General features: G+C 66.5%; 25 protein-coding genes. 1 reads left to right on the top strand and 24 read right to left on the bottom strand.

Annotated elements, in window-relative coordinates:
• Nucleotides 1–35 precede the first annotated feature (35 nt).
• From BV210_RS01250 to BV210_RS01190, 13 genes are all read right to left on the bottom strand, one after another.
• The gene (locus BV210_RS01250) at nucleotides 36–770 is read right to left on the bottom strand and encodes a GNAT family N-acetyltransferase (RefSeq protein ID WP_077204887.1); all 735 of its coding nucleotides are present in this window, start codon (nucleotides 768–770) and stop codon (nucleotides 36–38) included.
• A gap of 297 nt (nucleotides 771–1,067) precedes the next feature.
• Nucleotides 1,068–1,484: a DoxX family membrane protein gene (locus tag BV210_RS01245; protein ID WP_077204886.1), complete on the bottom strand. Its 417-nt coding sequence runs from the start codon at nucleotides 1,482–1,484 to the stop codon at nucleotides 1,068–1,070.
• 52 nt (nucleotides 1,485–1,536) lie between these two features.
• Nucleotides 1,537–1,929 (bottom strand): hypothetical protein, encoded by a 393-nt coding sequence (locus BV210_RS01240; RefSeq protein WP_077204885.1) that lies wholly within the window; start codon nucleotides 1,927–1,929, stop codon nucleotides 1,537–1,539.
• A 21-nt stretch (nucleotides 1,930–1,950) separates the two neighbouring features.
• Nucleotides 1,951–3,618 carry an FAD-dependent monooxygenase gene (locus BV210_RS01235; protein ID WP_077204884.1) on the bottom strand — a complete coding sequence of 556 codons (1,668 nt, stop codon included), beginning with the start codon at nucleotides 3,616–3,618 and terminating at the stop codon, nucleotides 1,951–1,953.
• Nucleotides 3,611–5,275: an electron transfer flavoprotein subunit alpha/FixB family protein gene (locus BV210_RS01230; RefSeq protein WP_077204883.1), complete on the bottom strand. Its 1,665-nt coding sequence runs from the start codon at nucleotides 5,273–5,275 to the stop codon at nucleotides 3,611–3,613. Before BV210_RS01230 ends, BV210_RS01235 begins: the two co-directional genes overlap by 8 nt.
• Before the next feature lie 2 nt (nucleotides 5,276–5,277).
• Nucleotides 5,278–6,138 carry an electron transfer flavoprotein subunit beta gene (locus BV210_RS01225; protein ID WP_077204882.1) on the bottom strand — a complete coding sequence of 287 codons (861 nt, stop codon included), beginning with the start codon at nucleotides 6,136–6,138 and terminating at the stop codon, nucleotides 5,278–5,280.
• 148 nt (nucleotides 6,139–6,286) lie between these two features.
• Nucleotides 6,287–6,616: a ferredoxin family protein gene (locus BV210_RS01220; RefSeq protein WP_077204881.1), complete on the bottom strand. Its 330-nt coding sequence runs from the start codon at nucleotides 6,614–6,616 to the stop codon at nucleotides 6,287–6,289.
• Nucleotides 6,617–6,688: 72 nt separating this feature from the next.
• Nucleotides 6,689–8,461 carry a glutamate--tRNA ligase gene (locus BV210_RS01215; RefSeq protein WP_077204880.1) on the bottom strand — a complete coding sequence of 591 codons (1,773 nt, stop codon included), beginning with the start codon at nucleotides 8,459–8,461 and terminating at the stop codon, nucleotides 6,689–6,691.
• A gap of 87 nt (nucleotides 8,462–8,548) precedes the next feature.
• Nucleotides 8,549–9,274 carry an MBL fold metallo-hydrolase gene (locus tag BV210_RS01210; protein WP_077204879.1) on the bottom strand — a complete coding sequence of 242 codons (726 nt, stop codon included), beginning with the start codon at nucleotides 9,272–9,274 and terminating at the stop codon, nucleotides 8,549–8,551.
• Nucleotides 9,275–9,315: 41 nt separating this feature from the next.
• Nucleotides 9,316–9,843 (bottom strand): hypothetical protein, encoded by a 528-nt coding sequence (locus BV210_RS01205; protein ID WP_084802535.1) that lies wholly within the window; start codon nucleotides 9,841–9,843, stop codon nucleotides 9,316–9,318.
• Nucleotides 9,844–9,938: 95 nt separating this feature from the next.
• On the bottom strand, nucleotides 9,939–10,982 hold the full coding sequence (idsA3, locus tag BV210_RS01200; RefSeq protein WP_077204878.1) for a geranylfarnesyl diphosphate synthase: 1,044 nt from the start codon (nucleotides 10,980–10,982) through the stop codon (nucleotides 9,939–9,941).
• The gene (locus BV210_RS01195) at nucleotides 10,979–12,328 is read right to left on the bottom strand and encodes a ribonuclease J (protein WP_077204877.1); all 1,350 of its coding nucleotides are present in this window, start codon (nucleotides 12,326–12,328) and stop codon (nucleotides 10,979–10,981) included. The genes idsA3 and BV210_RS01195 overlap by 4 nt, the downstream gene beginning before the upstream one ends.
• Before the next feature lie 296 nt (nucleotides 12,329–12,624).
• Complete coding sequence (locus BV210_RS01190; RefSeq protein ID WP_077204876.1) at nucleotides 12,625–13,434, bottom strand: SDR family oxidoreductase; 810 nt, start codon at nucleotides 13,432–13,434, stop codon at nucleotides 12,625–12,627.
• 139 nt (nucleotides 13,435–13,573) lie between these two features.
• On the opposite strand from BV210_RS01190, the gene BV210_RS01185 reads away from it, so the two are divergent.
• Complete coding sequence (locus BV210_RS01185; RefSeq protein WP_077207924.1) at nucleotides 13,574–14,752, top strand: acyl-CoA dehydrogenase family protein; 1,179 nt, start codon at nucleotides 13,574–13,576, stop codon at nucleotides 14,750–14,752.
• A 3-nt stretch (nucleotides 14,753–14,755) separates the two neighbouring features.
• Here BV210_RS01185 and BV210_RS01180 read toward each other — a convergent pair whose 3' ends face one another.
• The 11 genes from BV210_RS01180 to BV210_RS01130 form a co-directional block, all read right to left on the bottom strand.
• Entirely contained in the window at nucleotides 14,756–16,060 is a 1,305-nt protein-coding gene (locus BV210_RS01180) for a hypothetical protein (RefSeq protein ID WP_157525746.1), read from the bottom strand.
• Nucleotides 16,061–16,191: 131 nt separating this feature from the next.
• Complete coding sequence (locus BV210_RS01175) at nucleotides 16,192–16,941, bottom strand: isopentenyl phosphate kinase (protein WP_077204874.1); 750 nt, start codon at nucleotides 16,939–16,941, stop codon at nucleotides 16,192–16,194.
• Nucleotides 16,938–17,930 (bottom strand): mevalonate kinase, encoded by a 993-nt coding sequence (mvk, locus tag BV210_RS01170; RefSeq protein WP_077204873.1) that lies wholly within the window; start codon nucleotides 17,928–17,930, stop codon nucleotides 16,938–16,940. Before mvk ends, BV210_RS01175 begins: the two co-directional genes overlap by 4 nt.
• Nucleotides 17,931–17,969: 39 nt before the next feature.
• Nucleotides 17,970–18,341 (bottom strand): DUF5518 domain-containing protein, encoded by a 372-nt coding sequence (locus BV210_RS01165; protein WP_077204872.1) that lies wholly within the window; start codon nucleotides 18,339–18,341, stop codon nucleotides 17,970–17,972.
• Nucleotides 18,342–18,529: 188 nt separating this feature from the next.
• Nucleotides 18,530–19,345, bottom strand: a complete 816-nt coding sequence (gene rpsB / locus BV210_RS01160) for a 30S ribosomal protein S2 (protein WP_077204871.1) — start codon at nucleotides 19,343–19,345, stop codon at nucleotides 18,530–18,532.
• Nucleotides 19,342–20,544 carry a phosphopyruvate hydratase gene (eno, locus tag BV210_RS01155; protein ID WP_077204870.1) on the bottom strand — a complete coding sequence of 401 codons (1,203 nt, stop codon included), beginning with the start codon at nucleotides 20,542–20,544 and terminating at the stop codon, nucleotides 19,342–19,344. The genes rpsB and eno overlap by 4 nt, the downstream gene beginning before the upstream one ends.
• A complete protein-coding gene (locus tag BV210_RS01150) occupies nucleotides 20,541–20,717 on the bottom strand; it encodes a DNA-directed RNA polymerase subunit K (RefSeq protein ID WP_077204869.1) in 177 nt (58 codons plus the stop codon). Before BV210_RS01150 ends, eno begins: the two co-directional genes overlap by 4 nt.
• 3 nt (nucleotides 20,718–20,720) lie before the next feature.
• Complete coding sequence (locus tag BV210_RS01145; RefSeq protein ID WP_077204868.1) at nucleotides 20,721–20,915, bottom strand: DNA-directed RNA polymerase subunit N; 195 nt, start codon at nucleotides 20,913–20,915, stop codon at nucleotides 20,721–20,723.
• 12 nt (nucleotides 20,916–20,927) lie between these two features.
• Entirely contained in the window at nucleotides 20,928–21,326 is a 399-nt protein-coding gene (locus BV210_RS01140; RefSeq protein WP_077204867.1) for a 30S ribosomal protein S9, read from the bottom strand.
• Nucleotides 21,320–21,757, bottom strand: a complete 438-nt coding sequence (locus tag BV210_RS01135) for a 50S ribosomal protein L13 (protein WP_077204866.1) — start codon at nucleotides 21,755–21,757, stop codon at nucleotides 21,320–21,322. Before BV210_RS01135 ends, BV210_RS01140 begins: the two co-directional genes overlap by 7 nt.
• A complete protein-coding gene (locus tag BV210_RS01130; RefSeq protein ID WP_077204865.1) occupies nucleotides 21,754–22,104 on the bottom strand; it encodes a 50S ribosomal protein L18e in 351 nt (116 codons plus the stop codon). The genes BV210_RS01135 and BV210_RS01130 overlap by 4 nt, the downstream gene beginning before the upstream one ends.
• Between the last annotated feature and the right edge of the window lie 33 nt (nucleotides 22,105–22,137).

Raw genomic sequence — 22,137 nt, 5'->3', positions numbered from 1 at the left:
GGTGTCGTTGCCGATCCACTGGACGACGCAGACCTCTAGAGGTCGATCGCCAGCATCACCTCGTCGATGTAGTCGCCGTCGAGTTTGTAGTGGTCCTCGCGCCGGGCTTCCTCCTCCCAGCCGTGTTCTTTCAGGAACTCGATGGCGACCTCGTTGGTCGACGGGACGCTGTTGTAGATCCGCTCGTAGCCCTGCTGAGCGGCCCACTCCAGCCCGCGCTGGAGGAGGTGACTGCCGACCCCGTGTCCCCGGTACTCGTCCAGAACGCCGACGGTGAGTTCGGCCGTGTGTGACAGCTTCTCCATCTCCGGGTGGTCGAGGTGAACCCAGCCGACCACGTCGCCCTCGACGCAGGCCACGAAGAACATCCGCGACTCCAGTTCGTTGTGCCGGAGCAGGACCTCCTCGTGGTCGATCATGTCCGCGACGCTCTCGGCGACCACGTAGGTCTCCGCGTCGATCGCCGACCGCATCACGCCGACGATCCCCGTCATGTCCGCCTGCCGGGCCTGCCGGATGGTGTACTCGATATCGTCTTCTTCGTACTCCTCCTGCGCCCCCTCGTCGTAGGATATCTGGAGGTGCCCCTCTTCGGTCTCCGTGAGGACCCCGTCGCGTTTCAGGATCGCCACGTGGTGGCCGAACTCCCGTGGCTCCATGTTCAGGGCATCACGCGCCGTCGATTGGGATACGTCACCGTGACTCTCGACGTACTCGTACACGTCCTTGCGCCCGCGGTGCCCGAACTCTAACTGCTCCGTGAGCTCCATGGGCTACGTTACCACGCCGCGATACTTAACTGTTTGTCAACTGGGAGGCTGCCCGCTCCCGTACGTTCGAGGGAACGTAATCCACCGATACGGCCGTCGGAACTAATTCGGACAGATCCGAGATGGAACAGGACTTGCCGTCTGGTGACGGCAGTGTGACTACGTGATAGACGAACGGTATTTCTCTGCGACGGAGTTGTCCGCCCGACCGATTGAGGGGCACACGTCGCCGATATCACTCGGACACACGGCTGGTCGATTACCGTCACCGAGAGCGTCTGAGCCGGTGGCAACCAGTCAGATGGCGTTCTCTGGCGGGTCGGCCGTGTACCACCACGCCCACACGACGAGGACCACCTGAAGCGGGAGTCGGACCCAGCGCCCGACCCCAGGGTCCGCGATGGCCGGAGGTGCGCCCTGAATCACCACGCCGGAGGTCGCCATGTAGACGTTCGCCGGAAAGACGGCCAGCAACAGAGCCACCAGGCCCCAGGCGGCGACCCGTCGCGTCCGGGGCACCATCACACCGATACCGAGTCCGATCTCGGCGATCCCCGAGAGGTAGACGAGCGCCGTCGCTGCCGGCAGTTGCGGCGGGACGATCTGGGCGAACAGGTCCGGGACGAGGAAGTGCCCTACGCCCGCGATCACGTACACCGATCCCATCACGTACACGAGCGGCGTCTTCAGCCGCGCGAGTCGCTGCGTGGACATATCTCCAATCGGACCCGTCCGGGTTTCGGTCCTTCGCATCGCGACGAGGCGCTCAGTGCGCGTCGCCGGTCGCCGCACGCTCCGGAACACCGGTCAGCACCGCCGCAACGTCCCGGATGTTGTGGGTGTCGAGCAGGAGTTCGGCCGCTGCCCGGACCGTCGTGTCGGGGTCAGTCTCGACACCGTAACAGGCCGCGTACAGCGAGAGGTAGCCGTTCAGCGCCTCGTGGAGCAGGTCGAACTCGCGCTCGGAGAACTCCACACCCCAGTCGTTGGCGCGGGCGTCGACGTAGATCATCACCGTGGGGCCGAGCCCCTCCCGGCAGAAATCCATCGCCGACTCCTCGGCCGGCGGGTCGGCCGGGCGCTCGAACGCTTCCCGGTCCCGCCGGTATCGCTCGACGACGGTCTGGATCCGGGCGTGGTACGATTCTGTTTCGGTCATCGAAAGTGGGTGCCGTGGGCCTCAGCCCTGCTTGAACTCGACGCCCTTGCCGCCGGCGGGGTGTTCCCACTCCGTGTCGGCGACCACGGCGCAGGTCCCACACTCCACGCAGGGCTGGGTGTCCAGACTCACGAGGTGTTCCTCGTGGCCGTTGGTCTGGACCGTCTCGTCGCGGTAACAGCCGCCGCCGAAGTCCTTCGCGCTGACCGGGCAGGCCGCGACAGCCGCCCCGCTGGCCGCGTAGGAGTTGTCTTGCAACTCGATGTGGGGGTCGCCCACGTCGTAGGTCAGGTCGCCGATCCTGTCGTCCAGGTCCGGCGGTTCCACGTCGTTTTCCTCCCGAACCGGGGTTCCAAGCGCTTCCGCGATAGCCGTCGGCGCCGTGACGTACGGCGTCTTCGTGTCGGGCATGACCGACATCAGGAACGGCGAGTTGAACGCACGCTTGAGGACGCCCAGCCGATCGGCCGCCTTGATGCCGAGCCGACCTACCGCCGAGTCGACCAGACTGTCGGTCAGCGAGGCCACCGCGCCGTTCTCCCCGACCGCGCTCGCGACGTTGTACCGGGTCGGGCGGAGCTTCTTCATCACGCCCTCGTCGCGCAGTTTCGTCTCGTAGCGCTGGCCGGCCTCCTCCGGGCGGCCCCGGGACTCGGCCTCGACGAACGCCTCGGCGGCCAGTGCGCCCGCCGACACGGCGTGGTTCATCCCCTTGATGATCGGCCCCTGGGCCTGCATCTGCCCGGCGGCGTCCCCGACGAGCATGAGCCGACCCCGGTGGGGCGAGGGGTGGGCCACCTTCTTCGAGTCCGGGACGAGTTTCGCCCCGTACTCCAGTTCCTCGTACTCGCCCTGCAACCACTGGTCGAGCAGCGGGTGGGTGAGCAGGGCGTCCAGCAACTCGTGGGGTTCGGCCTCCTCCGCGACCAGCGAGTCCAGGTGGAAGACGGTTCCGATGGACAGCGAGTCGTCGTTGGTGTAGAGGAACCCGCCGCCCCGGACGTCCTCGAAGAGGTCGCCCGAGAACAGGTGCGCCGCGCCCTCGTCCTCGTCCACGCCGAACCGCTCGGCGACGGCTCCCTCGGGCATGTCGACGACGGCCTTGACGCCCTGGAACCACTCTTCCGGGTCCTCCCAGTCCATCAGCCCAGCGTCGCGGGCGAGTTCGGAGTTGACGCCGTCGGCGGCGATGATCGCGTCGGCTTTGATCGGATCGAGCTCCTCGCAGGTGACGCCGACGATCTCGCCGGCCTCCCGGAGGAGGCCGTCGACGCGGACGCCCGTCAGGAGGCCGCCGCCTGTCTCGCGAGTCATCTCGTGGACGCGTTGCTCCAGCCAGGAGTCCATCTGCCGCCGGAGGACGGCGTCGGACCACTCGGTGTCGTGTTCGTGGATGTCGGTCAGGTCGATCGTCTCGACCTGCCGGCCGGCCACGTTGTGGAGGTAATACTCCGTGATGGGCCGTTCGCTGGCTTCTTCGCGGAAGTCGGGGAACAGCCCGTCGATGGTGTAGGGTGCGGACGATTCGGCGTAGATCAACCCGCCCGAGACGTTCTTCGAACCGGACTCGACGCCCCGTTCGAGGACGAGGGTCTCCACGCCGTTCTGTGCGAGTGTCGCCGCCGCTGCCGCGCCGCCGGGGCCAGCCCCCACGACGACGGCCTCGTAGTGTTCGTAGTCGTCAGTCATCTGATGCACCTCCAGCCAGCGCCTGTACGTCCAGTTCGCCTTTCTCCAGCGAGTCGATCAACTCCGGCAGGATCTCGAAGAGGTCTCCCTCGATGAAGTAATCGGAGAAGTCGACGATGTCCGCCTCGGGGTCGGTGTTGATCGCGACGATCGTGTCCGACTCGTCCATGCCGACCTTGTGCTGGACGGCCCCGGAGATACCCGCCGCGATGTACACGTCGGGTTCGACCTCCTGGCCGGACTCGCCGATCTGGCGCTCCTCGGCCACGTACTGCTCGACGTGCCCGTCGAACTGGTAGGAGGCCGTGATGACGCCACGGGAGAGCCCGAGGTCGGCCTCCTCGAACTGATCGACCAGGTCGAGGCCGAGTTCGATCCCCTCGGTGGGTTCGTCGCCGATACCCCGCCCGAGCGCGACGATCACGTCGTTGCCCGTGAGGTCGACGCCGCCCTCTAGCTGGTCGTAGTCGGTCACTTCGACCTTGAACCAGTCGTCGTCCAGCGGCATCTCGTGTTCGATCACCTCACCTTGCCGTTCGGGGTCTGGGTCCGGCACGTCGAAACTGCCCGGGATCACCGAGGCACCCTGTGGGTGGAACTCCCGCCCGGGCTTGTCGAGACAGAGGATCGTCGAGTACTCGAACCCGGAGAAGTCCGGGCGCTTCATGTGGAGTACGCGCTGGAACTCGACGGTCTCACCGGGTTTGCCCGTCTTCGCGGGGTTGGAGATGTTCGCGGGCTCGATGAACAGGTCCGAACAGTCCGAGGCCAGCCCGGAGTCGAATTCTGCCTGGGCCAGCGCCGAGAGGTCCCGGCCGTTGTTCGTCGCCGGGAAGACGGTGTAACGCGGTTCGTCGTAGTCGCGCCAGTCGTCTTCGGCCCGGTCCTCGCGGCCGAACGGGTGGCCGCCGTTGCGCGCCATGTCACAGAAGATTTCGGTGTACGGCGTGTGGCGGAACCGGTCGAGCCGGTCGTCTTCGAGGTAGATCACTCGGTCGGCACCGTAGGCGAGGCACTCCTCGGCCAACTCGCCCACGCCGTCGCCGATCAGCACCGCGATGACCGACTCCGATTCGTCGTACTCCTCGTTGTACCCGTCCATCAGCTCACGGGCCTTCGCGAGCATTTCCCTCGACACGTCGATCAACTGTCCCTGCTGGGTCTCACAGTAGACCCACATGTCCCGGTAGTCGCCGTCCTCCAGCGCGCGGACGTGCTTTTTGTCCGCCGTCGGGTGATCGAGGTCCGGGTACTTCTCCTCGGGGGCCTCGATCACGACCTCCTCGTCGTCGCCATCGTCGTCGCTCTGTTGCAGGTTGTCGATCCGGCTCTCGATCTGGCTCTTGGCCGTCTTGCGGTCCTGCCCCGCTTCCTCGCGTTCGAGCAGATCCTCGAGGACCTCGACGTCCTCGATGCCCCGGACCATGTTCGCCACGTCGGCGACGGTCATGTCCTCGAGGTCGGCGTCGCTCGGATCGACGTCTTCGTCCTCGCCCTCGACCTTCTCGAGACGGTCCTCGATGAGCGTCTTCACGGGGACGCGGTCCTCGCCGTCTTCCTCCGCCTCGAGCATCGCCCGCAACTCCTCGGCGTCGTCGACGTCTTTGATCTTCGGTCCGAGGTCGGCGATCTCGTGCTCTGTGGGATCGATCTCCATGGTCAGTCGGCCTCCGCGAACGGCTCGAGTTCCTCGAACACCTGTGCCATCCCCTCCTCGTCACCGGGTTCGACCATCGTCGCCTCACGCTCGGATGGTGCCTTCGGGATCGGGTCGACGCCGGCCACGATGGTCGGCGAGCCGTCCAGCCCGATGAAGTCCGGATCGAGGTTCAGCGCCTCCTGGTCCCAGACCGTGACGTCCTCGTCCAGGTCGAGCTCGGCGGCACGCTCCTGGGTCTCGGCCCGGAGGTCCTTGTGCCGGAGCCGATGCTCGGCCTTCCGGTAGGTCGGCTCGAACTCCGGATCGGCGACGACGAAACAGGGCAGGGGTGCCTCGACCGTCTCGATCTCCTCCACGTCGCCCTCGACGAGTCGCTTGGCTCGCAGGGTGCGCTCCTCCTCGTCGATGTCGAGCGCGACGACGTGGGTGACGATGGGCCAGTCCTGACACCAGCAGGTCTGCGGGCCGGTGTGGCCCGTCTCCCCGTCCGCGGTCTTGAAACCCGCAAAGACCACGTCGGGCTCTTCCTCCATGTGGTCGATGCCCGTCGAGAGCGTGATCGACGTGGCCCACGTGTCGGCCGCGCCCATCTCCCGGTCCGAGAGGAGATAGAGGTCGTCGGCGTAGACGTCTTCCATCCCCTCCTGGAGGACTTCCTTGTAGCCCGGCGGGCCCATACTCATCAGCGATACGGTGCCGCCGTGACGGACCTTGGTCTGCAGCGCTGCCTCCAGCGCGTGCTTGTCGTTGGGGTTCATCACGGTCGGTGTCTTGCCGCGCTCTAAGTGGCCGTCCTCGTCGAACGACACCTGTCCTTCCCGGAAGTCCGGGACGCCTTTCGTAAGTACCAGTGTGTGCATAGGTATCACGCCATTCGGATGAACATCTCTACCACTGTCTTCCTGCTATTTCCCTATTGTGCTTATTCTAAGATTTTACAGATGGTCGAAAGCCTGGTAGGGGCTACCTACGGGCGAAAATCGCGATGTCTGCGTCGGTCGCGCTCGATCAGATGCGGCCGGCGCGGCCGGGGTCCACGTCGATAGCGTCGACCGGACAGACGTCGACACAGAGCATACAGTCGATACACTGTTCTTCCTTGGCGGGATCGGCCTTGATCTCGCTCTCGGGGTGGTCGGGCGTGTCGACCCACTCGAACACGTCGACCGGGCAGTCCTCCAGACACGCGCCGTCCGCGAGACAGATGTCGAAGTCGACGGCGACGTGTGTCCCGTGGATGCCCAGTTCTTCCGGTTCGTCGACCGGCCCCCACACGGCGTGGCCGTCGTGTTCCTCCACCTTCTCGCGGTTCTGCTCGAACTCGGGGTCTATGGCCATTGGTATCTATTCTGTAAGTCTCCGGGGAACTACTTAAAGCTTGGACCGAACGGCGGTGCGGCGATACCGCTGTCAGGAGTGGGCGTAGTAGGCGACGGTATCGTCGTCCTCGTGTTTGTCTCGCGGCTCGCCGTCCTCACCGCTCGACCGTTCCGTGCCCTGTTCGGGCACGCCGTCTATTCGGGCGAATCCGATCCGCTCGAACTGGACCACGGCGTCGGCGTCGTAGTCGGTGATACCGGGTTCCGCGTGGCCCGACACGTCGCCGTCCATCGTCCGGAGTCGGAGGGGCTGGCTCCCTTCGGCGGGCACCCAGTGGATCACGTCCACGTCGCCCGATCGGACGACGTCGATGTCGTCGTCGGTGTATTCGAGCGCGTCACCGTCTCGACGGACCGGTCCGAAGCCCTTCAGCCAGACCCGCTCGCCCTCGGCCGGGACGTCGTCGGGTTCGAGCAGGACCGCCTCGCCCACCGGAATGTCGCGCTCCCCGCGGTCCTCGTGGTTAGGGTGGATCGGCGGGTGTGCGGCGTCGGGGCCGCCCTCGATGGGGAACTCCTCGCCATCCCGAACCAGGAATCGCCGGTCGGTGTCCTCGTCGATCAGGTCGCGATTGTTCGCGTACACCGAGGACATCGCCAGATCGACGTTCGAGGTGGAGGTTCCCAGTTCGACCATCGCGTCGACGATGGCCTGTCCGCGAATGCCTCGCCGGCGGAGACTGGCGAGCGTCGGCGCGCGCGGGTCGTCCCAGCCGTCGAGTTCGCCGGCCTCGATCTGCTCCTTGATCGTCGAGGTACTCATCGACACGTCGTAGTCCTCGACCTGGACGTGACCCCAGTGGATCACCTCGGGGTACTCCCAGTCGAAGTAGTCGTAGACGAACCGCTGGCGCTTCGCGGAGTCCTGCAGGTCGATCCCGCGGATGATGTGGGAGATGCCCGTGAGGTGATCGTCGACCCCGCTCTGGAAGTCCAGCATCGGCCAGCACCGGTACTCGCTAGCTTCCTCGCGGGGATGGGGCGTGTCGATCATCCGGAAGGCCACCCAGTCCCGGAGCGCGGGGTTCTTGTGTTCGATGTCCGTCTTGACCCGGAGGACCTTCTCGCCGGCGGAGTACTCGCCGTCGATCATGGCCTCGAACTCCTCGCGGGTGGTCTCGATATCTTTGTCCCGGTGGGGACAGGCCTCGCCGGAGTTCTTCATGTCCGAGAACTCGCCTTGGGGACACGAGCAGGTATAGGCCCCGCCGAGGTCGATCAGTTCGCGGGCGTGGTCGTAGTAGGTCTCCAGGCGGTCGCTGGCCCGGATCACCTCGTCGGGCTCGAACCCGAGGTAGTCGATGGCGTCGAGGATCTCGTCGTAGGCGTCGAGATCCGGTCGCTTGGTCTCGGGGTCGGTGTCGTCGAACCGGACGACGAAGCTCCCGTCGTACCGGTCCTTGTACGTCCCGATGACCGAGGGCATCCGGGCGTGGCCGAGGTGCCACGGACCGTTCGGGTTCGGGGCGGCGCGCAGGCGGATCTCGTCGTACTCCTCGGCGTTGGGCAGATCCGGAAGGTCGTGTTCGTCTTCCTCGTCCTCGGCGTCGAGTTCTGCCACGAGGTCGGGGTCGAGTTCTTCGAGCCGCTCGCGGCGCTCCTCGGTCGACATGTTCCCGATCTTTCCCACGACCGGACCGATCACCTCGGGAATCTCGTCGCCGTACTCGCGGAACTCGGGGTTCTCGCCCATCAGCGGCCCCATGATCGCCCCGACCTGCGGATCGCTGTCGTGTTTGAGCGCGTTGAAGAGGGCGTTTTTCTCCGCGGCCTCCTCGACGCGTTCGCGTACCTCGTCGTCCATTTTGTCGTGATTCGGTCGCGGCCACTCAAAACTCCGCCGTTCCGCGCCGACCGCCTCGCCCTCCCGGTTCTCACTCACCCGGGCCGATCACAGGTCGACTCGCTCGCCGTCCGCGGGGATCGTGACGCCGTCGACCGCCGCACGCAGGTCCGCCCGCGTCGCGAGACAGTGGTTGATCGCATCCATGTGATCGGCGATCACCGGCACGTCGTCTGGGACGTGGTCCCGGACCTCGCCGACCTCCTCGGGCGTCATCGTGATCGGTTTCCCCTCCACGAACTGCGCAGCGCCCGCGTTGACCACCACAACGTCGGGGTCGTGGGCGTCGATCGTCTCCGGCACCGCGTCGTACCACACCGTATCGCCCGCGAGATAGATCGTCTGCGAGCCCTCGAGGACGTAGCCCGACGACGGTCCCATCTGCTCGGCGAGGTCCCCGTGACCGTGGCGAGCGGGCGTCCGGGTGATGTCGATTCCCTCGAAAGGGATCTCTTCATCGACCGGTCGAACGTCGGTGAACCCCTCGTTTCGGAACGCCTCTCCCTCCGCAGGTTGGCAGAGGATCGGGGTGTCGTCCGGGAGTTGTTCGGCCGCGGCGTCGTCGAAGTGATCCCGGTGGCGGTGGGTGACGAGGACGGCGTCGGCGGTCAGGTCCGCGTCGGGGAGTCCGACGAGGGGGTTCTCGCGGTCGTTGGGTGAGTTGGGAATCGGCGGAATCTCGCCCGGTTCGCTCAACATCGGATCGACGAGGAACGTCGTGCCGTCGAGTTCGACCCGGAGTGTGGCGTGTCGGAGAAGTTGTATGGCGGCCATACGGGTTGACGGGTCGGAATGGGCATAACTCCGGGGGTCGGTTACAGGTAGTCCCGGAGGACGGCTCCGAAGCCGGCCGCGCCGATACAGAACGCCACCAGCCCGCCGATCCCCGTCAGCGTCAGGCCGCCGTTGAGCGCGCCGGCGAGCAGGAGGGGCTTCAGCCAGCCATCGTCGGCGTCGAGCAACCGCTCGGCGATTGCGAGGAAGGCGATGGCCGATCCGACCCCCCAGACCAGAAGTAGAGCGAAAAACGACACGACCGCGACGGGGATCCCGATCAGGGAGAACACCAGCGCGACGAGGAGGATCACCGCGAGCACGAGGGTAAGCACGCCGTAAACGAACGAGTCCACGGGCTCGTCTCTGAGGGTCGCCATCTTCGACTCCGTGTACTTCGGTGCGATGGTGACCATGATCGCCCCGACGACGACCGTGAGGACGAAGGCCCCGACCGCGCTGGATGCGACCCCCGCCGCCGGGTCGACGGTCACGTTCACGGCCGGTCCACCGCTCGCGTCCCCGAACTGGAAGACTACCCACTTCGGCACGTCCGCGACATCGATCATGGGACTCCCGACGCCGGGTGTGGGTGAAAAGCTGTCGTCGATCTGCTATCACGCAGCGTGGGTCGTCGTCGCAGGGTTCCGACCGGATCGGCGGGTCAGTACTCTCGCTCGATCAGGTAGTCGGCGATGCCGCCCAGCAGGTCCCGGCTGTGGTTGTCCGGGAGGACTTCCAGGTTGGATTTGCCGCTGTGGATGAGGTCGTGGGCGGTCTCGCGGGCGTACTCGATGCTACCCGCTTCGCGCAACTCGCCGACTGCGGCCTCGATCTCGGCCTCGTCGACCGCCTCCACCGAGTCCGCGTCGACCAGTCCGTCCACGTCGACGCCGTGTTCGCGGGCGTGCAGCGTCACCAGCGTCTTCTTGCCTTCGATCAGGTCGCTCCCGCGTTGCTTGCCGAGTTTCTCACTGGGCGTCGTCAGGTCGAGCAGATCGTCCTGGATCTGGAAGGCCCGACCGATGTCGAGGCCGTAGCCGTAGAGCGCGTCGACCGCGTCGTCGTCGCCCAGCAGCATGGCGGGGACCCCCGCGGCCGCGGCGTACAGCACCGCGGTCTTGAGTTCCACCATGTCCAGATACTCGTCGGGTTCGACGGCGCTGCGGGACTCGAAGTCGATGTCGAAGGCCTGTCCCTCACAGATCTTCGTACAGGTCGTCGCCAGTTCCGACAGGGCCCTGACCGACCGCTCGGCCGGAGCGCCGGTCTCCAGCATGACCTCGAAGGCCTTCGAGTAGAGCGTGTCGCCCGCGAGGATCGCGGTTTCGAGGTCGTACTCGCGGTGGACGGCTGGCACGCCACGACGCATATCGTCGTCGTCCATGATGTCGTCGTGGATGAGGGTGAACGACTGGATGATCTCGATGCTGACCGCCGCCGACATCACGTCGACGGGGCCGTCCGGGGCGGGGAAGGCGTGGTAGTCCTCGCCGAGCGGGTCGGCGTCGGCGATGGCCTCCGCGGCCAGGAGGAGGATCGTCGGGCGCAGGCGCTTGCCGCCCGCGTCCAGCAGGTACCGGGACGCCTCGTAGAGGCGCTCGGGGCGAATGATCGGGAGTTGCTCGGGGATCGCGTCGTTGACCAGTTCGCGACGCGTGGCGATAGCCTCCTCGACGGCCGCCCGGTCGGCGCGTGGGGTCGTCATTCGTCGACGAGCGTGATCAGGTTCCCGTTGCGCGTGACGTGCAGGTCACGCCCGAGGTTGTACCCCATGTTCTCCGCGAGGTCCACGTACGGTGCGAACCCTTCCATGTCCTGGTGAGCCGGGATGACGTGCTGGGGCTGGAGCGTGTCCAGCATCTCGTAGTGGCCCTCCTGCCGGAGGTGACCCGAGACGTGGATATCGTCGTAGATACGCGCACCCTGCATGCCCAGCAGGCGTTCGCTCTGGTAGCGCTGGCCCTCGTTCGTCGGCTCCGGAATGACTCGGGCCGAGAAGATGACCTTGTCGCCGTTCTCCAGTTCGTACGGCGTCTCGCCCCGCCCCATCCGGGTGAGCATCGCGCGCGGCTCGCCCTGGTGACCCGTGACGATGGGCAGGAAGTTCTCCTTGCCCTCGTTCATGATTCGCTTGAAGGTCCGGTCGACGGACTTGCGGTGGCCGTACATCCCGAGGTCGTCCGGGAAGTCCACGAAGTCGAGTCGCTCGGCGGTGCCGGAGTACTTCTCCATCGAGCGCCCGAGCAGGACGGGCTGGCGGCCGATGTCCTCGGCGAACTCGACCAGCGAACTCACACGGGCGATGTGGGAGGAGAACGTGGTCGCGACGATGCCGCCGTCGTAGTCCTCGACGCTGTACATCACGTCTTTGAGGTGGCGACGGGCGACGGACTCGGAGGGCGTGCGGCCCTTCCGGCCGGCGTTGGTACAGTCCTCGATGTAACAGAGGACGCCGCCGTCCTCGCGGGCGATCTCCCGGAACCGCTTCATGTCGATGGGGTCGCCGATGACCGGCGTGTGATCCATCCGCTTGTCCAGCCCGTAGACGATGGAGCCCTCGGGCGTGTGGAGCACGGGGTTGATCGCGTCGATGATCGAGTGGGTGACGTTGACGAACTCCAGTTCGTTGCGCTCGCCGATCTGCATCGTCTCGCCGGCCTCCATCTTCTGGAGGTCGTTCTCGACGCCGAACTTCTCCTCGCCCTTGATCTGCTGTTTGACGAGTTCGATGGTGAACGGCGAGGCCACGATGGGCGCGTCGTAGCGGTGAGCCAGCTTCGAGATGGCACCGATGTGGTCGAGGTGGCCGTGGGTCGGCACGATGGCCTTCACGTCACCCTCCAGATCGGACATGACCCGGTCGTCCGGGATCGCGCCCATGTCGATCAGGTCGAGACTGTGCATCCGCTCGGTTTCGACGTTGTCGTGGATCAGGACCTTCGAGAGGTTCAGACCCATGTCGAAGACGACGACGTCGTCGCCCGCTCGCACCGCAGTCATCTGCCGTCCGACTTCCTGATAGCCGCCGATTGTCGCGATTTCGATTTCCATGGTTGTAGCTTCCGAGACGGGCCCCGCGGAGTCGGTCGACTCGCGGTGACCGGCAAACAGGCGATTCTGGTCCGTGGGCTAGCGACTCCCGACCCGCCGTCGGATTCCGTGCGTCGCCGGGCCGACCGAGGGCCCACGACGCGCAACGACGGACGGGAGTCGTCCCGTTCCGGACACACCGAACCGCTCGATGTGTTGCCGGCCGCCGCGTCCGAGTCCGGGCGGCCGTGCGCTCGGTTACGGAGGCCTTCGACGCCCGCTTTTAAAACTGTTGGGTTTGGACGGCTTTTTCGCCCTCACCCCATCGGCGACTGATGGAGCAGGTGCCCGCCGTCGACCGCGTAGTAACTCCCCGTCACGTAACTCGCCGCGGGGCTCGCGAGAAAGAGGACGACCGGCACGCAGTCCGCGGGCTCGCCGAACCGATCCGCAGCGAGGTCCTCCAGCAACTGGTCGGGCAGGGATCCACCGACCGCGCCGGCGATCCCCTCGGTCTCGATGATGCCCGGTGCGACCGTGTTCGCACGGATCCCGAACTTCGCCCACTCGCTGGCAAGCGACTGCATCAGGTTGTGGACGCCCGCCTTGCCCGCCCCCGAGTGGGCGTGATACGGCGCGCCGAACACGGAGTTGGTCGCGCCCATCGTGACGATCGACCCGCCGCCGTTGTCGATCATGTGCTCGCCGACCGCAAACGAGCAATAGGCCGTGCCGTCGAGGATGGTTCCCACCACGGAGCGCCAGCCGTTGGCCGACAGCTCCTCCGTGGGCGTGACGAAGTTCGCGCCGGCGTTGTTGACGAGGATCGTAATATCGCCGAGTTCGTCGATCACCGTCTCGGTCATCGCGTCGACCTCGTCCTCGTCGCGCACGTCGACCGTCGTCGCACAGGCCTGCTGACCCTTCTCCTCGATCGCATCGGCCACCGGTTCGAGGTGATCCATGTCACGGCTGGCGACGGCCACGTCCGCGCCGTGGTCTGCCATCGCCAGCGCGATCTCCTCGCCGATTCCCGTCCCGCCGCCGGTGATCAACGCCGTCTCACCCGCCAGCAGGTCGTCGGCGAACAGCTCCGTACTCGGCGGCGTCGGATCGAACCCTGTCATCCACTACACTCCCGACCAGACACGGTAAATCAGTTTCTAATTTCTTGTGATACGTGTTCGTGTCTCAGGGGAGTGAACTCGTGGGCAGTTCCTGTGGCTCGGAAACAGTTAACACACTTACTGTCGTCGGTGGCCCATGATCGATTTCTCCCTGACCGAGGAACAGCGGGCCGTGCGACAGACGGCCCGGGAGTTCGCCGAGAACGAGATCGAACCCGTCGCGCGCGAACACGAGGAGAGCGGCGAGTGGCCCGAAGCGGTCTGGGAGACAGCCGTCGACGCCGGTCTGATCGGCGTCTCGATCCCCGAGGAGTACGGCGGCGCGGGGATGGGACAGATCGAGGCCTCGATCTTCGCCGAGGAGATCGCGCGCGCCGACGCCGGGATGCTCGCGGCCATCGGCACCGAGTTCGGCACCCGGATGATCGCCGAGTACGGCACCGAGGAACAGAAAGAGTGGATTCTGGAGGGGATCACATCCGGCGAGTTGATCGGCGCGCTCGGCAACACCGAACCCGAGCACGGGAGCGACGCCGCGAGCATCGAGACGACGGCGGAGAAACGCGAGGCTTCAGCCTCGGAACGGAGCGGCGTAGCCGCGGAGAAGGACGGAGACGAGTACGTCATCGACGGCGTGAAGACCTTCATCACGCACGGCTCCATCGCCGACTACGTCCTGACGATGTGCCGAACGGGCGTCGAGGGTCACGCCGGCATCTCGGCGATCATCGTCGAGACCGATCGTGACGGGTTCGAGGTCGAGAGCCAGATTCACAAGATGGGCTGGAACGCATCCGACACCGCCCAGCTCCGCTACGACGGCGTCAGAGTCCCGGAAGAGAACCTCGTCGGCTACGAGGACGCCGGCTTCTACCAGCTCATGGAGTTCTTCGAGGAAGAACGGGTCGGCATCGCCGCCCAGGCCCTGGGAATCGCCCAGCGCTGTCTCGACGAGGCCGTCGACTACGTCGGCGAGCGCAGCCAGTTCGACCGGAAGCTAGAGCAGTTTCAGGCCGTCCAGCACACACTCGCCGACATGGCGGTCAAGGTGGAGAACGCCCGCCGGCTCACCTACGACGCCGCCGCCCGCATCGACCGCGACGAGAAGCCCACCAAACTCGCCAGCATGGCCAAACTCTACGCCTCCGAGGTCGCCGAGGAGGTGGCCAGCGACGCGATGCAACTCCACGGCGGCAACGGCTACACCCGCGATTACCCGGTCGAGCGACAGTATCGCCACGCGAAACTCTACCAGATCGGGGAAGGAACCAGCGAGATTCAGCGCAACATCATCGCCAAAGAGTTACTGGACCTCTGATCGTCAGTCGTCCTTCAGGTCGCTCTCGTCGAGCGGTTCCCAGTCGCCGGGTTCGTCGCTGGTGTCCTCGACTTCACCCGCTTCGATGGCGTCGTCGATGACCGTGTCCGCGTCGATGTCCGCGTCTTCTTCCTGCTCGAAGGCCCGGTCGATCACGTCGGCTTTCTCCGTCTCCGACGACTCCTCGTCGACGTCGACGGCCGGTTCGGTGAACGGATCGTCTGTCTCGTCGGTCCCGGTGTCGTCCGTGGCCCCCGACACCGCGTCGTCGTCGGTTCCCGATGCGCCGTTGTCGCCCTCGACGGCCGGTTCGCCGGCTCTCTCGATCGGATCGTCGGTTACTTCGGTCGGTTCGGCTGTCTCGGCAGCCGTCTCGTCAGACCCGACCGGTTCGGTCGACACGTCGTCGGATTCGTCGAGACTGGTCCCGGTCGCCTCGGTGACCGCCCGGTCGATGTCCGCCGGGGCCGACGGGTCGTCGTCCGTGGCTGATTCGGCCGCTACTGGCTCCACACCTTCTTCCTCTGTCGATTCCGGAGCAGTGCTGATCGCTTCCGCACCGTCCTCCGGTTCGAAGGCGACAGGTTCCGTATCTTGGCCGTCCGTCCGACCTGTTCCACCCGTCTCGTCCCTGTCGTCGCTCGATCCGGCCTGATCTGGCTCCGGGCCCGGGTCGGCCACGCTGTCCTCGACGGCGTCCTCTGCAGGTTCGCTCGACGACCGACTCTGCCCCGGCTTCTGAGTCGGCTCGTCCACCAGATCGACCGACTCCGGCTCGACTTTCCCCGTGTCCGGATCGATCTCCGAACCGGTCCCCTCCGCCACGGATTCCCCGGCTGGATCGCCCTCGTCTACGACGGGTTCTGCCGCCGACGAGTCGGCCGCGATCGGTTCTTCCTGTGCCCGTTCGTCGCGGTCGAAGGTCGTCGTGGTGCCGGACTCGGACGGGGACTCGGCGGTCTGTTCCGCCCTCGTACTCGCGGTATCCTCGCTCACCGAGACCGGTCCCGTGGCTGTCCCCTCCGCGTTCTCGAAACCGGCCGTGACGCTGTCGGCGATCAGCTTGTGGACGAGCCCGACGGATCCGGCGTAGAGGACCACGACGCCGGCCAGTCCGAAGAACCCACCCGCGGCCAGCATCGCCGGCTGTCCGAAGGCGAGCAGCGAACCCTGTACCGTCAGTTCGCCGCCGGTCGCCAGCAGGCCCCCCAGCGCGAACAGGACGCCGCTGATCACCAGTAGCCCGAAGACGAGACCGACCATCCTGAAGCCGTACCTGGCCCCGTCTACGATTCTGACAGTTGTCATATCGCTGTTATTGGTAACTATCACCAATAAGAGTACGCCACGTTTCGGGCGGTGCGAGGCCGCGCCGTGGCAGGGATGTCGCACACATCGGGGGTCGACGGACTATCACGGCGGTGAGGGATTTGATGCTCCTACCCTTCACCGCCACCGCCCGCGACCAGCGTTCCCGGTTCGTCTCCCTCGAAGAAGGCCTCGAGGTCGTCCAGCGCGAAGATCGACGCCGGTGTGTCCAGGTCCAGCAGCGTCCGGACCTTCGCGGCCATCCCGCCGGTCACGTCGGCGGCGTCGCTCCCACCCAGCACCGCGGCTACCTCCTCGAACGCGTCGATCCGGTCGATCACGTCGTCGTCGGCGTCGAGGACGCCCGGGACCGCCGAGCAGAGGCCCACGCTGTCGGCGTCGACGCCGGTCGCCAGCGCCACGACGAGTTCGTCGCCGCTGACGATGGTCGCACCCGAGCCCGCGTGGGCGAGCACGTCGCCGTGCAACACCGGGACGAACCCCTCGCCGAGCATCGTGGCGACCTGTCCGGTCGGCAGGTCGAGGTCGCCATCTACGTCCCGGCTCCCGGCCGACAGCGGGTGGACGGGGACCGCTGGGACGCCCGCGTCGGCGAGGGCGTCGACCATCGCGTCGTTCAACCGCTTCATCGCCTCGTGGATCTCCCGAACAGCCACGGCGTCGTGCGTTCCGTCGGTCCGGGAGACCCCGTGGCTGCTCGCGTGGTGGTGGCCGAAGCTCCCGCCACCGTGGACGACGACGACCGCCTCGTCGGCGGCGGCGACGGCTGCGGCCGCCTGCCCGATGGCCTCCTCGTCGAGCGTCTCCGGTTCGTCCTTCTCGGTGACGACACTTCCGCCGAGTTTGACGACGACCGTCATCGTTCCTCCACGCGCACGCCCTCGGTGTCCAGTTCTGCCCGGAACGTCTCCTCACAGCCCGGGGTATAGGACAGCGCCGTCCGCGCCTCTTCGGTCTCGTCCAGCACGACGATACACCCGCCGCCGCCCGCGCCGGTCAGTTTCGCCCCCAGCGCGTCGGACTCCCGGGCCGCCCACACCATCTCGTCCAGCGACCGCGAGGAGACACCCAGTGCCTCCAGCAGGCCGTGATTGAAGTCCATCAGCCGCCCGAGTTCTTCGAGATCTCCGGTTTCGAGTGCCCGCTCGCCCTGCCGGACGAGATCGCCGATGGTCTCGACGGTGTCGGCCGCGAACGGGTACTCCTCCTTGAGTCGGCGCACGCCCGCCACGAGTTCGCCCGTGTCGCCGGCCCCGCCGTCGTAGCCGATGACGAAGGGCAGGTTCGGCACGTCCGGGATGGGCTGGCAGTCGTCGCCTTCGACCCGGACCGCGCCGCCGACCGCCGAGCAGAAGGTGTCCGCCCGCGAGGCCTGTCCGTCCTGCACCTCGTGTTCGACCCGGTAGGCGCGCTCGGCGATCTCCCTCGAACTGAGTTCGACGCCGAGTTCCCGGGTCGCCGCGTCGATCCCTGCGACCACCACGGCGGCCGAGGAACCCAGCCCCGCCCCGAGCGGAATCTCGCTCTCGATGGTGATGTCGAAGCCCGCGTCGGGCCGGTCCGCGGCGTCGCGGGCCTGCGCGGCCGCCGCGTCGACGTAGCCCACGGCCGCCTCGACCAGCTGCTCTGGCACGTCCACGTCGGCCGAGGCGTCCGTCGCCTCCTCGTACTCCACCGTGAACCCGTCGAGTGTGAGGTCCGTCGAGTGGACCCGCAGGGCCCCGTCGTCGCGTTCCTCGACGGTCACCCGCGCCCGTCGCTCGATCGCGCAGGGCACCGCCGGCTCACCGTATACGACCGCGTGCTCCCCGAAGAGATAGACCTTCCCCGGTGCGCTGGAAACGACCATATCCGTCCGTTTCCCCCCTCGGTAATGGAACTACCGGGTTCAGAGCACGTCCTCTTCGTAGAGGTACTCACCGATATACCCGCCCAGCGCCGACAGGCCGACGATGATCGCCGCGGCGAAGGCGAACACGAAAGCCCCGAAGAAGAGACCGATCAGGCCCATCCCGGTCATCATCCCCGGTCCCATCCCGCTGAACGGAGTGAATGCTGCGAACACGGTCCCGAGGAAAGCGAACACGAGTATCAGCGGCACGAGCGCGATCACCCCGGCCAGCGCCCCGATTCGTACGCCGTCGCGCTGGTTCAGATAGCCCGCGACCGCGCCGCCGATCAGCGGTGAGAATCCGGTGAACGAGAGGACGATCGTGACGACGCCCCCGATCAGGGCGTTCATCGTCGTGTCTTGTGCCATGTTACCCCTCTCGAACGAGGGGAATAAAGCTCTTGAGGGGCTCCTCCGTCGTCGTCCCTTTATTCCTCGTTTCGTCTCCCCTGACACTGTCCGATTCTGTGCACGAGGGATAAAGCGGACCCCTACACCCGACGCTATCGCGACCGAACTGAGCGCAGTCGAAAAAGTCGAAGTGATGGCGACGAAATCTACAGTTCGCTCTCGAAGTCCTCGAGCGCGTAGGCCGGTTCGGCACCGCGCCGGTCCAGCGTCTCGTTGGCCAGCAGCCAGTAGACGACCGACAGGGCCTTGCGACCCTTGTTGTTCGTCGGGACCACGAGATCGACGTTGCTCGTCTGGTTGTTGGAGTCACACATCGCGATGACCGGGATGCCCACCGTGATGGCCTCCTTCACAGCCTGGGAGTCACCGATGGGGTCGGTCACGACCACGACGTCGGGCTCGATGTAGCCCTCGTAGTCGGGGTTCGTGAGCGTTCCGGGGATGAACCGACCGGTGCGTGCGCGAGCGCCGATGGCGTCCGCGAACTGCTCGGCCGGGAAGCGACCGTACTGGCGCGAGGAGGCCACGAGGATCTGCTCGGGGTCGTAATCGCCCAGGAAGTCGGCTGCCGTCCGGATGCGCTGGTCGGTCATCGAGACGTCCAGCACGTACAGCCCGTCGGTCCGGACGCGGTGGATGAACCGCTCCATGTCCGTGGTCTTCTGCTGGGTCCCGATGTGGACACCGGCCGCGAGGTAGTCCTCGACCGGGATGAGGAGGTCCGCCTCGTCGTCGGGCATGACGTCCTCGTCCAGCCGTGGCTCCTCTTCCGCTTCTTCGGCGGCCTCCTCGGCCGCCTCCTCTTCACCTGACTCGGCGTCGGGGGTCTGTGCTTCGTCGTCGTCGGCCTCGGCGACGTCCGCGTCGGGGTCGGGCTCCGGCTCCGCACCGGCTTCGCCGGTCGGCTCCGGGTCGACCTCCGACTCGGCGGCGTCGAGACCCTCTTCGTCGTTTCCACTCATGCGTTGTCCTCGATTCGGATCAGTTCGTTCAGCTTCGCGGTGCGCTCGCCGCCGACCGCGCCAGTCTTGATGAACGGCGCGTCCGTCGCGACGGCGAGGTGTGCGATCGTCGCGTCCTCGGTCTCTCCGCTCCGGTGGGAGACGACCGGCTCGTAGCCGTTCTCGACCGCCAGTTCGATGGCGTCGAAGGCGTCCGTCAGCGTGCCGATCTGGTTGGGCTTGATCAGGATGCTGTTTGCCGCACCCTGCTCGATCCCGTCGGCGAGCCGGTCCGTATTGGTCACGAACAGGTCGTCGCCACAGATCAGCGTCTCCTCCCCGACGCGGTCAGTCAACTCGGCAAAGGCCTCGTAGTCGTTCTCGTCGAGCGGGTCCTCGACGTAGACGAGGTCGTACTCGGAGACGAGGTCGGCGACGTAGTCGATCTGCTCGGCCGTGTCCCGCGTCCGGTCGCCGTATCGGTAGACGCCATCCTCGGCGTCGTACAGCTCCGCGCCGGCCACGTCCAGCCCCATCCGGACCTCGAAGCCGAACTCGTCTTCGACCTGTTCGGTCGCCTCGGCCACGATCTCGAACGCCTCGGCGTCGTCCACGGAAGGTGCCCACGCGCCTTCGTCGCCCTTGCCCGCGGCGATCCCGCGGTCGGTCAGGATGTCGTGGACCTCCTGGTGGACGGCCGCGTTGGCGAACACCGCGTCCGCGACGCTCGGCGCGCCGACGGGTGCGGCGAGGAACTCCTGGATGTGGGTCGCGTCCGCGGCGTGTTCGCCGCCGCCGACGACGTTGCCCAGCGGGACCGGGAAGTTCCGCCCCCGGAACGCACCGCCGAGGTGCTGGTAGAGGGGGATCCCCTGCGTGTCGGCACCGGCCTTGGCCGCGGCCATGCTGATCGCGACGGCGCTGTTGGCCCCGATCTTCGAGAAATCGTCGGTGCCGTCCGCGCCGTGGAGCGCCTGATCGACCCCGCGCTGGTCGCCGGCGAAGGTCTCGCCGACGAGTCGCGGTACCGCCAGCTCTCGGGCCTTCGCGATGGCCTCGCTCGGTTCGAGTTCGATCGCCTCGTACTCGCCCGTCGAGGCACCGCTGGGGGCGGCCGCGCGGCCGAACCCACCGTTCTCGGTGGTCACCTCCGCCTCGACCGTCCCGTTACCGCGGGAGTCGAGGATCCGCCGCAGCGACACGTCGGCGATCAGTGTCACTGTTCACCCCGCCTCACGGTGAACGGCAAGACCTCGGCGTCGTACTCCTCGGCCGCGATGAGGATCGGCTGGGTCTGCTCCGTGTCGATGAGCACCGGTGCGCCGTAGGCCACCTGCAGCGCTCGCGCGCCGATGATGCGTGCCTTCTCGTATCTGTTTTCCTGTCCTGCCATGTGTCACTGATACGGTGCCACGATGTCGACGAGGTCCTTGTGCGAGACGAGCATGCGGCGACAGCAGTGTCGCTCCACGCCCAGTTCGTCGAGGACCTTCTCCGGGTCCTCGTCGTCTTCTCTGGTCCGAGCTTTGAACTCCTCCCAGTGCTCGCCGACCACGTTGCCACAGGTGAAACACCGGACCGGTACCATCATACTTTGATCACCTCAGCGGTAGGACTTCTGGTAGCGCGCCCGAGCGCCCGGGCCGCCCCACTTCTTGGGTTCGGTCTGGCGCACGTCGTTGACCAGCAGCGACCGGTCGAATTCCATGTAGGCGTCCCGCAGTTCCGCGTCGTTGTGGAACTGCACCAGCCCGCGCGCGATGGCGGTCCGGACCGCGTCCGCCTGTCCGGAGGTCCCGCCGCCCTCGACCTGCACGTCGATGTCGACCTCGTCGCGCAGGTCGTCGTCGGCGATCCGGAACGGTTCCAGCATCTTCAGCCGCGACAGCTCCGGCTCGACGAGTTCGACGGGCTGGGAGTTCACCCGAACCCGACCCTCGCCGTCGGTGACCGTCGCGCGTGCGATGGCCGTCTTCTTCTTGCCTGACGTGTTAGTTACCATGTGACGTTCGCTCCGAGTTCTTCGCTGACCTCGCCCAGCTGGACGAAGTTGATGTTCGAGAGCCGATCCAGCGACGTCCCCTCGACGACCTCTGCGTCCTCGTCGTGGGGGTTGCCGATGTAGACACGGACGTTCTCGAAGGCCTCACGCCCGCGATCCTTCTTGTACGGCAGCATGCCGCGGATCGAGCGCTTGAGGATCCGGTCGGGCTGTTTCGGGTAGTACGGACCCCGGTCCGAGCCCAGATCGCGGCGCTTCCGGTACGTCTCCATCGTGTCCTCGGCGTTGCCGGTGATGACCGCCTGCTCGGCGTTGATCACGGCCACGCGCTCGCCGTCGAGCGCGCGCTGGGCCACCTCGCTGGCGACCCGACCGAGGATGCAGTCACGTGCCTCGACGACGACGTCCGCGTCGAATTCTGCGATACTCATCGAATCACCCGCACGTTACCGCCGTCGGGGTTGCGTTCGAGTGCCTGTTCTAGCGTGATGCTCTCGCCTACCTGGTCGATCTTGGTCTCGGCCGTGCCGGAAAAGTCCACGGCAGCGACCGTGACGTCCTTCTGGAGGACGCCGCTGCCCAGGACCTTCCCGGGCACGACCACTGTCTCGTCCTCCTGGGCGTACCGCTCGATTCGGCCCAGGTTGACTTCGGCGTGCGTGCTTCGCGGCTTCTCCAGCCGGTCGGCGACGTCGCCCCAGACGTTGCCGCCCGCGTCGCGGGCGGTCGACTTCAGGTCGGCGATGAGACTACTGAGTCTCGGGTTCGTCTTACTCATATCCTACCTCCGAAGCAAAGTGCTGTCTGCTCG

Origin of the sequence: Halorientalis sp. IM1011, assembly GCF_001989615.1 — an archaeon.
Lineage (GTDB): Archaea > Halobacteriota > Halobacteria > Halobacteriales > Haloarculaceae > Halorientalis.
Note: the sequence above shows the minus strand (reverse complement) of the source record. Positions and strands in the feature narration are given on the sequence as shown.

Coding starts and splice junctions, on each gene's coding strand:
- BV210_RS01250 (WP_077204887.1), bottom strand. CDS start 770: ATGGAGCTCACGGAGCAGTTAGAGTTCGGGCACCGCGGGCGCAAGGAC.
- BV210_RS01245 (WP_077204886.1), bottom strand. CDS start 1,484: ATGTCCACGCAGCGACTCGCGCGGCTGAAGACGCCGCTCGTGTACGTG.
- BV210_RS01240 (WP_077204885.1), bottom strand. CDS start 1,929: ATGACCGAAACAGAATCGTACCACGCCCGGATCCAGACCGTCGTCGAG.
- BV210_RS01235 (WP_077204884.1), bottom strand. CDS start 3,618: ATGACTGACGACTACGAACACTACGAGGCCGTCGTCGTGGGGGCTGGC.
- BV210_RS01230 (WP_077204883.1), bottom strand. CDS start 5,275: ATGGAGATCGATCCCACAGAGCACGAGATCGCCGACCTCGGACCGAAG.
- BV210_RS01225 (WP_077204882.1), bottom strand. CDS start 6,138: ATGCACACACTGGTACTTACGAAAGGCGTCCCGGACTTCCGGGAAGGA.
- BV210_RS01220 (WP_077204881.1), bottom strand. CDS start 6,616: ATGGCCATAGACCCCGAGTTCGAGCAGAACCGCGAGAAGGTGGAGGAA.
- BV210_RS01215 (WP_077204880.1), bottom strand. CDS start 8,461: ATGGACGACGAGGTACGCGAACGCGTCGAGGAGGCCGCGGAGAAAAAC.
- BV210_RS01210 (WP_077204879.1), bottom strand. CDS start 9,274: ATGGCCGCCATACAACTTCTCCGACACGCCACACTCCGGGTCGAACTC.
- BV210_RS01205 (WP_084802535.1), bottom strand. CDS start 9,843: ATGATCGATGTCGCGGACGTGCCGAAGTGGGTAGTCTTCCAGTTCGGG.
- idsA3 (WP_077204878.1), bottom strand. CDS start 10,982: ATGACGACCCCACGCGCCGACCGGGCGGCCGTCGAGGAGGCTATCGCC.
- BV210_RS01195 (WP_077204877.1), bottom strand. CDS start 12,328: ATGGAAATCGAAATCGCGACAATCGGCGGCTATCAGGAAGTCGGACGG.
- BV210_RS01190 (WP_077204876.1), bottom strand. CDS start 13,434: ATGACAGGGTTCGATCCGACGCCGCCGAGTACGGAGCTGTTCGCCGAC.
- BV210_RS01180 (WP_157525746.1), bottom strand. CDS start 16,060: ATGACAACTGTCAGAATCGTAGACGGGGCCAGGTACGGCTTCAGGATG.
- BV210_RS01175 (WP_077204874.1), bottom strand. CDS start 16,941: ATGACGGTCGTCGTCAAACTCGGCGGAAGTGTCGTCACCGAGAAGGAC.
- mvk (WP_077204873.1), bottom strand. CDS start 17,930: ATGGTCGTTTCCAGCGCACCGGGGAAGGTCTATCTCTTCGGGGAGCAC.
- BV210_RS01165 (WP_077204872.1), bottom strand. CDS start 18,341: ATGGCACAAGACACGACGATGAACGCCCTGATCGGGGGCGTCGTCACG.
- rpsB (WP_077204871.1), bottom strand. CDS start 19,345: ATGAGTGGAAACGACGAAGAGGGTCTCGACGCCGCCGAGTCGGAGGTC.
- BV210_RS01150 (WP_077204869.1), bottom strand. CDS start 20,717: ATGGCAGGACAGGAAAACAGATACGAGAAGGCACGCATCATCGGCGCG.
- BV210_RS01145 (WP_077204868.1), bottom strand. CDS start 20,915: ATGATGGTACCGGTCCGGTGTTTCACCTGTGGCAACGTGGTCGGCGAG.
- BV210_RS01140 (WP_077204867.1), bottom strand. CDS start 21,326: ATGGTAACTAACACGTCAGGCAAGAAGAAGACGGCCATCGCACGCGCG.
- BV210_RS01135 (WP_077204866.1), bottom strand. CDS start 21,757: ATGAGTATCGCAGAATTCGACGCGGACGTCGTCGTCGAGGCACGTGAC.
- BV210_RS01130 (WP_077204865.1), bottom strand. CDS start 22,104: ATGAGTAAGACGAACCCGAGACTCAGTAGTCTCATCGCCGACCTGAAG.